The following is an 8,229-nucleotide window of genomic DNA, read 5'->3' on the forward strand; positions in this document are numbered from 1 at the left end:
GAAACGCGTCATCGCCCTTATGTTTAATATGATGCCCATCATTTTGAAAATGACAGGCATCATATTAAACATCACAAGGCTCTATCTGAGCTGGCGGCGCCGCAATCCGTCCAGCGCGTCGGCCACGTCGCTCAAGTCCTCGGCAAACAAGTCCGCATACACATCCAGGGTCATCGCGGCGCTGGAATGCCCCAGCATCTGGGCCAGAGCCTTGACATTCGCCCCCGCGCTCACCGCCAGCGACGCCGCCGTGTGGCGCAAATCGTGAATATGCAGCCCAGTTTCCCCGATGGCCGCCGCCGCCAGCGCAAAGTGAAACCGCAGGTTGGAAGCCCGCAACGGTTTGTTCTGGCGGGTGCGGAAAACGTGCACCTGGCGCAGTTCGCCCGGGGTGTACCGGGGGGTTTCGCTGCCGCAAAACGTCTCTACGACGCGGGGTTCACGAGGTGCCACCCCCATATCCCGGCTCGATTCACCATCGTGGGCACAGCCGCCAATCCCGGATGGCGCCTCGTGAAACGGCGCGAAAACCGCGCGGTCAAAGTCAAACAGGCGCCGTAACCCACCCTCGACCAAGAACTGGGGGATAGGCACGGTGCGGGTTTTGCCGTTCTTCGGTGTGCCCAGCACCAGGCGACCCGAGACCTCGGTAAAGGCGTGTCGCACCTGGATGATACGGCGACTCCATTCGATATCGCTCCAGGTTAGCGCCAGCGCCTCGCCGATACGCAAACCGCAATACCCTAGCATTAGTATTAGTACCTCTAGCTGGTTTACCTCGGGTGGTGTGGCTGGCACTGCGCCGGGCAGGGTGCCGGGCAGGGTGCCGGGCAGAGTGCCGGGCGGCGTGGCAATCCGGGTGGCGCTCGGATTTTCCGGGGAAACACCCTTGAGACAGCGACAATTTCCCCCGCGATGCCGCCGTTTCGAGGCCGGCAGCTGTCGATTCCCGTAACGCTCCTCGCGCCGCATCAGGTAGCCGCTCTTCCCCTTGACCTGCAGGAACTGTGGGTTACGTTGGATTATCTTCGGGGTGGGGCGGGGTTCATGAGGTGCCACCCCCATATCCCGGCTCGATTCACCATCGGGGGCAGCGCCGCCGGCCCCGGATGGCGCCTCGTGAAACGGCGTCCCGCCGCCCCCACCCAACCTGTCCCGCGTCGACCCGCTGCGGGAGAAAGCGCCGGAGAGCCCGAGAGACACCTCGTGAACGGGAACCAACTTCCACCAGCCGATTTGCTGCGCCAAGGACTCCAGCTCCGGCACGGCCAAGCGTCGGTCGAGACGCGGGGAATGGTTGCGAATCCGCGGCAAAGTGATCTCGGTGGCCGGGTTCGACTCGATGGCACCCAGACACCGCGCCAGAGCGAGGGTGGAATGCACCACCCGATGCGCCGCGCGAACCTGGCCGGCATCGTATTCGCGCTGCTCAATCAGGTCGACGATCCACCGCATAATATCCGCGCGTTCAATCTGGGTGATGGGCATGTCGGCGAAACGCGCGGCCGCACATTGCAGCAGCGAACGGTAACAGGCCTGGGTGGTGGGTTTGGTATCCACCTTGGTCGCCAGCCAAAACTGGGCGAAGTCGCCGAACGTGGCGAATTGTGTCAAGTTTATATTATCCATGGATTCAGTTATAGACAGGCGTGGCTAGATGCCCGGGGAAATCTGTGGGGAGTATTTTTAGTGTCGCACTGGTTTGTAAGGCTGTGACCAGGGGATTTGCTTGGGGGAGTTCCCGGTGAAGCACCCTAAAAATCCAACGGCTTTTCCAGGTCAGACAACAACAGCACGATGAATTCTTTCTCGCAGTCATGCTGTTCGTCGGGCATCCGCCGCCACGCAGTGACCGCAAAGTCAGCCACGTCGGTTCGGGGGCCGCCTGGGACTGTGTTCCTTGACCGTCTGCCGGTGTCCAGCCACGTTGGTTCGGGGTCGCCCCCGCCAAAGCCACCGCCGGAGCCGTCCCCTCCAAGGGCAGATTCAAGACCAAGACCTGTGCGGATACCTCGTCGCAGGCCGCACCCCGGCTCGCCCCGGCCGCGCCACTTTCATCCGTGTTCTCCATTTCCAAAATCAGGGATCGCCCGACTGACATCGGCGGTGATTTTCGCACTCTGGCCAGCGAGAACCCCCAGAACTGAGCCCAGAATTTCGACACCCGCCTCATGATTGGTACACACCGAAACCCGCGTCCGCGCCCAAGCCAGTAAATAATCCCGAATTTCGCTAGCCATCGCGCCCTTGCTCCCCGGTTGGTGGCAGAAATCTAGGAAAAAATGACCCCGAGGCTAAAATATATAGAGCCTCCACCCCATTTTTTCCTGAATTTCTGCCAGGGCTGGCGCCTCATTGGCCCCGCAATCAACAGAACCAACAGTGCCCCCCATGGGTAAAGGAATACGTCAAGTGCTCCAAGGAATTCCTCGACCATAAAGCCAGGGTCAAACTCGCCCCCGGCAGCGGTTCGGGTGTCCGGATTACCTAGTAAATCGCGGCCAGCGGCACCGCCGCGACATTCACCAAGTGTCCCGATTCCACCACCAGCACATCTAGATCGAAACTGCGCAACATGCTCATCACCATCGACCGGTTCACGGCATCGAGTCCATCGCAAACCTCGTCGAGCCACAGTGGATGCGGCGCCAATGGAATCTCGTGGTACAGCGCCGCCTCCACGGCGGCCAGTTCGCCCACCAGGTAAGAAGCCGCGCGAAGCTCGCCAGGGAACCCTGCCACTGCCCAGGCGGCTTGAACCCCTGCGGGGACGGCGGGTTCTGGCTGTGGGGTATCCGTGTTAATGCCGGAAGTTGTCTCCACGCGCCTATTTTACATGTCAGGGACACGACTTGGATAGGTGGCGGCCGCCATCGCGAACAAGATCCCCTGTGAACTGGGATTATGCTTGGGGAGAGCAGCTGTTATTTGGCGGTATCCATGGATAATAATTGTCAAAGAATTGCCAAATCCTGGTGCCGAGACTTATGACGACAGCGTCATGCTAGAGTGATAGGAAACCAGATACCACCGCAGGGATAAGACTTAGGAGAGTTGGGATAATAGAAATGGCACCTCGTGAAAAGTCCCAAAGAAACCAGCGTGAGGGAAACACCTGGCGGGGACGGTGGCACCAAGCGGCTAGCGTGATAGCCGTCGTGCTGGTAGTCGTCGGAACCAGTGTAGTTGCCGCTGCCTCCATGAACTTTTCCGGATTCATGAATGCTTCTGGGGGGAACCTCGCAGGCACATTTACCATCTCGGGGTCGGGTTTAGATGCCGCCGCTTTCGGGTCGTCTGGCGGCACCAAGGGCGTGAAAGTCACCAAGGGTAAAAGTAAAGGCGGCAAGAAAGGCTCGAAATCCGGTAAAGGCAAGGATGGGGGTGGTTCCGGTGCGAGCCAAGCCAATCAGCCCATCAAAATAGACATAACCACCCAAGTAAAAGGACCAAAAAAGGTGCAGATGAACCCGGTATCGGGTCGGGTGCTGGTGGACAAAGCCGTCAACGCCTATGTTGACGTGAAACCACAGACCAAGGTGTTTCCAGTTGGACCAATCCGAATTGTTATTGACGTCAAACCCCAGCGCTTCGAGTGGAACTGGGGGGACGGCCAGGTCAGCACCACCCGCAGTTCCGGAGCAAAGTGGCCACAAGGCTCGGTCAGACACACTTACCACAGACCGGGTAACTACCAGATTCAATGCCGGGTTTACTGGAAAGGCGCCTGGGTGGTGGAGGGTCTGTCGGGATTGCGCATTTCGCAACCTCTGCCGGAAAAGAGCGCCGCGCCGGGGAAAAATGCTAGCCCGGTGCCGAGTGCCACGCCGACACTATCCGAGGACAAGAAGTCGGCTTCCGGAACGGTCAATGGCAGCATCTATACCGACGCTAAATCCCGCACTTTCACGGTGCGATACGCCGCCGCGTATCGTTGATACCTGGGGAAGTTAATACCTGGGGAACCGGTCGTAACCGCTACGATTTTGGTCATATCTTCCTATATCCGACGAGGTTGACGAAATCGCACCAGTTACGTCACTGCCGCCCCGCGACCCGCCCGGATTGCTAGGCTAGAACCATGACGGAAGATGAAGCAAAACCAAGCTCGAATCGCCTCCCCGAGGTTGGCGGCGCTAGCGGGGCTGCTGGTAATCCCGGGGCAAGGCGAGAGGACATGTTGGGAAGCGGCCGCGACTTTCCCCCTGGCCAAGCCGCTGTACCGGTGCCGCGCCCGCAAAGCACGCTGCAGGAATACCATCGGGTCATGTTTCTGGCGCGCCTGGTTTTGGGGTTCTCTGGCCTGGCGGCTTTCACTCTGGGTGGTATTGCAATTTATACCGGCCGCAGATATGAGTCGATTCCAATTGGCCTGATGATGCTAATCGGGGCGCTGGCGCATTACTTTTGGGTTCGGCGCGCCGTGAAACGCGATATGAGTCGGAATTCTGGCGGCGACTCATGACCCCGCTACCAGTGCCACCAACTTTTGGTTCGGATACAAAACGGGTGGTTCACGAGCAGTCCTTGGCCACTCGTGAACCACCATGGAAACCTTGAAACCAGGCTATTTGACTCGAGCCAACAGTTCTTGGACGCGGGTAATCCCGGTCTTGAGGTCTTCGTCCGCCAGGGCATAGCTAAACCGCAGGAACCCGCTGGGACCAAAGGCCTCGCCCGGCACGGCCGCGACCTCGGCCTTTTCCAGAATCAGGGACGCCAACTGGCTGGAACTCTCAATCTTGACCCCGTCCAGCGACCGGCCAAACAACCCGGTCACATCCGGGTACACATAGAACGCTCCGCGTGGGGTCGGCACCGACAGGCCGTCAATCTCGCGCAACATAGACACGATGGTTTGGCGGCGCCGATCGAAAGCCTGGCGCATTTGCTTGACCACATCCAGCGACCCGCCTACCGCCGCCACGGCCGCCCGCTGGGCGATATTGCACACATTAGAGGTCAAATGTGACTGGAAATTCGTGGCGGTCTGAATCACATCGGCCGGACCCATCATCCAGCCCACGCGCCACCCGGTCATCGCATAGGACTTCGCGACCCCATTTAAAACCAGGCAGGTGTCGGCCAATTCCGGCACCAATTTCACGATATGCGCTGCCTCGGCTCCGTCATAGAGCAGGTGTTCGTAAATCTCGTCAGTAATCACCCACACGTCGTGTTCCACCGCCCACTGACCAATCGCGGTCAGTTCCGCCGGGGTGTAAACCGCGCCGGTCGGGTTCGACGGCGAACACACCAGCAGCGCCTTGGTACGCTCGGTACGCGCGGCTTCGAGTTGTTCCACGGTGACCTTGTAATCCTGGTCGGCACCGGCGAAAACTTCGACGGTCTTGCCGCCGGCCAGGGCGACAACCTCGGGATAGGTCGTCCAATAGGGCGCGGGTAACAGTACCTCGTCGCCTTCGCCCACAATCGCGGCGAAGGCCTGGAATACGGCTTGTTTCCCGCCGTTTGTCACCAGAATCTGGGTGTTTGGGTCGACCGCATACCCCGAATCGCGTTGAGTTTTCGCGGCAATGGCCTGGCGCAGTTCCGGCAGCCCCCTGGTGGCGGAATACTTGTAGTTCACCGGATTTTGGCAGGCTTCCACCGCCGCCGCGACAATATAATCCGGGGTAGCAAAATCGGGTTCACCAGCACCGAAACCGATAACCGGGTGGCCGGCAGCTTTTAACTCCCTCGCCTTGTTAGAGACCACTAGGGTCGCAGATGGGGCAATCGCGCCAAGACGCGCAGAAACTCGTGTTTTAGTCATGGTAGACATTATAAATCCTTACTGGTGTCGAGGAAATCGGGGGATAGTGGTGGCTAAGGTGGTGGTAACATGCGGTGGTTGCTTCGGGGCAGCTGTTTTAGGGTGTTGATGGCGGTGGTGGCGGCGGTGGGCGCGGATTCATGAGGTGCCAGCCGAAAAAACACTACGGTTTGAAAACCAGCCTCTCTATCCTTTAGACTTAAACCCTGTCTGGGGTTTAAGGCTCCGGATTAACCGAAGGGCAGTGGCGCAATTGGTAGCGCAACGGTCTCCAAAACCGTAGGTTGCAGGTTCGAGTCCTGTCTGCCCTGCCACCGGGGGTGGCTCCCCTCCAAAAACACCCCTCAATGAACACGCCCAAAATACGCCCCCGTTGCGCCCCACCGAGAAACTTGCCCGGGGGACGGGGCGGCCAGGGCATGTGAATGCATTACGGGTTGGGAAACATCTTGCCGTCCATAATCCTGTCCCGGGGGGTGCTGCGCAGATAGAAGAATTAGCGGGGGTGGCGCAGCCCGGGGAATCTGCTGTGGTAAAGGCTTTACCGCGCTGATCTGTGTTTAGGCTTGTCACTGTCCGATACCCATGGAGTTGCCGATGTCGGTTTATATAAACTATAATTTGACATGTTCCCCCCGAAATTTATGTCAGGGTGGAAGTGTGTCTATGCGCATGAATTATAGAGAGAGGACATCATGGCTGAACTAGAAGCCAGCGTCGCGCCGAAGAGCGAGCCGACCCCCGATAAAGAACTGGGGTTTTTCGGTAAGATTTGGCGGTTTATTCGTCAGGTTATCGACGAGATGAAAAAAGTCGTTTACCCCACCGGCGAAGAACTGAAGCGGTATTTCATTGTGGTAATCGTATTCGTGGGTATCATTATGGCTCTGGTTGGATTAGTTGACCTGGGATTCGGGGCATTGACCGACTTGATTTTTTCCGCGATGTAAGGCAATAAGAGAGAAACACTGAGGCAATGGAAAATTTAGATCAAAGCAGCGAAGAATCAAAGCTGGAAGAGGTTGTACCGGCCGGAATTGACCCCGAGACCGGCGAGATTCTCGAGGATGCGGACGCGCCGGAGCTGGCGACTCGTGAAACCGAAACGTCTGCAAGCGAGGAAGCGACTCATACCGCCGAGGCGACTCGTGAAACCGAGGCGACCAGCGCCGACAGTGCGAGCGAGGGCGACGAAGCCGACCCGCGCGAGGAACTCGCCGCGCGACTGCGCAGCCTGCCCGGGCGGTGGTACGTCGTTCACACCTATTCGTCGTACGAAAAGCGCGTGAAACAGAACATCGAACAGCGCGTGGCGAACAACCCGGGGATGGAAGAGTGGATTTACCAAGTCGAAATCCCCATGGAAGAACACATTGAAGTCAAGGCTAAGAGCCGGCGAAAGGTGCTGCGTCCGCGTATCCCCGGATATGTTTTGGTACGCATGGATATGGAAGAAAACTCGTGGCGTTTGGTGAAAGATACCCCGGCCGTAACCGGTTTCGTGGGTAACCAGCAAGACCCCGTGCCGCTGACACTGCAAGAAGTCATCGATATGCTGGCACCCACTGCCGCCCAGGCCGCTAAGGCTACCGTGACTGAAGATGGCCAGATAGCGGTATCCCAGGCAGTTTCGACCCAGATTGTTACCGATTTCGAGGTCGGACAGGGGGTTACGATTACTTCTGGCCCGTTCGAAACCATGACCGCGACTATCGCCGAGATTTACCCCGATACCTCGAAGTTAAAGGTGTTGGTGACGATTTTCGAACGCGAAACCCCGGTGGAGCTGAACTTCGATCAGGTAGAGAAGATTCTGTAGGTTTTGGGATTTTGCGGCGTCGACCCGGGGGAACCCGGGTCGACGCGTATTTTTGCCTGGTTGCCCTGGTTGCTCTGGTTGCTCTGGTTGCTCTGGTTGCTCTGGTTGCTCTGAGAAGGCTCAATCGTGAGGACAACCGCTCTGGGGGGGGCTGGGGTTGATATAGGGCTAGTTTGGGGCCTGGTATTGGGAAAGTCGGGGGTGAGATGGGGTGCGGATTCGAGTTCCACAAGCCTTAGCGCGTCCGGTTCGTGGCAAAATCGGGAAATTTTGGGGGTGTGTGAGGGGGTTTGTGGCAAATTCAGGAGAATTCGAGGTGGGGTGGCCGATTTAGTTCATGGTGGTGCTGGTTTTTCCTGAATTTGTCACGGCGGGGTAGGGTAACCGGCAAAATTGTGTTTTTAATTCGGGTTTTGGGGTTGAATCCCCCGGGGAGAATCCGGGCGTGTTGGGGGTGCTGGGTGGCTTTGGGGGTGCTGGGTGGCTTTGGGGGTGCTGGTGGTGGGGTGTGTTGGGGTGTTGGGGTTAAAGCGGGTAACCGGCAGGATTTGGGTTAAGTAATATTTGGGTAACCGGCAGGATTTGGGTTAAGTAATATTTGGGTAACCGGCAGGATTTGGGTTAAGTAATATTT

Annotated in this window: 9 protein-coding genes and 1 tRNA gene; 5 read left to right on the top strand and 5 right to left on the bottom strand. The window is 58.1% G+C overall.

From position 1 onward, the window contains the following. Positions 1–81 precede the first annotated feature (81 nt). From HMPREF0577_RS00760 to HMPREF0577_RS00770, 4 genes are all read right to left on the bottom strand, one after another. Complete coding sequence (locus HMPREF0577_RS00760; protein WP_004011728.1) at positions 82–1,629, bottom strand: site-specific integrase; 1,548 nt, start codon at positions 1,627–1,629, stop codon at positions 82–84. Between the two features lie 4 nt (positions 1,630–1,633). After that, positions 1,634–2,071, bottom strand: a complete 438-nt coding sequence (locus HMPREF0577_RS10650) for a hypothetical protein (RefSeq protein ID WP_218563549.1) — start codon at positions 2,069–2,071, stop codon at positions 1,634–1,636. Next, positions 2,055–2,240 (bottom strand): hypothetical protein, encoded by a 186-nt coding sequence (locus HMPREF0577_RS11720; protein ID WP_004015199.1) that lies wholly within the window; start codon positions 2,238–2,240, stop codon positions 2,055–2,057. Before HMPREF0577_RS11720 ends, HMPREF0577_RS10650 begins: the two co-directional genes overlap by 17 nt. Positions 2,241–2,487: 247 nt before the next feature. Further along, entirely contained in the window at positions 2,488–2,823 is a 336-nt protein-coding gene (locus tag HMPREF0577_RS00770) for a P-loop NTPase family protein (RefSeq protein WP_004011731.1), read from the bottom strand. 245 nt (positions 2,824–3,068) lie between these two features. On the opposite strand from HMPREF0577_RS00770, the gene HMPREF0577_RS00775 reads away from it, so the two are divergent. Both HMPREF0577_RS00775 and HMPREF0577_RS11620 read left to right on the top strand, forming a co-directional pair. Next, positions 3,069–3,938 (top strand): hypothetical protein, encoded by an 870-nt coding sequence (locus HMPREF0577_RS00775; RefSeq protein WP_004011733.1) that lies wholly within the window; start codon positions 3,069–3,071, stop codon positions 3,936–3,938. Between the two features lie 143 nt (positions 3,939–4,081). Continuing rightward, positions 4,082–4,465 carry a hypothetical protein gene (locus tag HMPREF0577_RS11620; RefSeq protein ID WP_004011734.1) on the top strand — a complete coding sequence of 128 codons (384 nt, stop codon included), beginning with the start codon at positions 4,082–4,084 and terminating at the stop codon, positions 4,463–4,465. 102 nt (positions 4,466–4,567) lie between these two features. On the opposite strand, the gene HMPREF0577_RS00785 is transcribed toward HMPREF0577_RS11620, so the two are convergent. Further along, the gene (locus tag HMPREF0577_RS00785; protein WP_004011735.1) at positions 4,568–5,785 is read right to left on the bottom strand and encodes a pyridoxal phosphate-dependent aminotransferase; all 1,218 of its coding nucleotides are present in this window, start codon (positions 5,783–5,785) and stop codon (positions 4,568–4,570) included. Positions 5,786–6,014: 229 nt separating this feature from the next. Between HMPREF0577_RS00785 and HMPREF0577_RS00790 the strand changes: the two genes are divergently transcribed. The 3 genes from HMPREF0577_RS00790 to nusG all read left to right on the top strand — a co-directional run bounded on the left by HMPREF0577_RS00790 (position 6,015) and on the right by nusG (position 7,595). After that, positions 6,015–6,090 (top strand) — tRNA-Trp (locus HMPREF0577_RS00790). 381 nt (positions 6,091–6,471) lie between these two features. Next, entirely contained in the window at positions 6,472–6,726 is a 255-nt protein-coding gene (secE, locus tag HMPREF0577_RS00795) for a preprotein translocase subunit SecE (protein WP_004011737.1), read from the top strand. A 26-nt stretch (positions 6,727–6,752) separates the two neighbouring features. After that, the gene (nusG, locus tag HMPREF0577_RS00800) at positions 6,753–7,595 is read left to right on the top strand and encodes a transcription termination/antitermination protein NusG (protein ID WP_004011738.1); all 843 of its coding nucleotides are present in this window, start codon (positions 6,753–6,755) and stop codon (positions 7,593–7,595) included. The last annotated feature ends 634 nt before the right edge of the window (positions 7,596–8,229 follow it).

This window comes from Mobiluncus mulieris ATCC 35243 (assembly GCF_000160615.1).
In the GTDB taxonomy this organism is placed as follows: Bacteria; Actinomycetota; Actinomycetes; order Actinomycetales; family Actinomycetaceae; genus Mobiluncus; species Mobiluncus mulieris.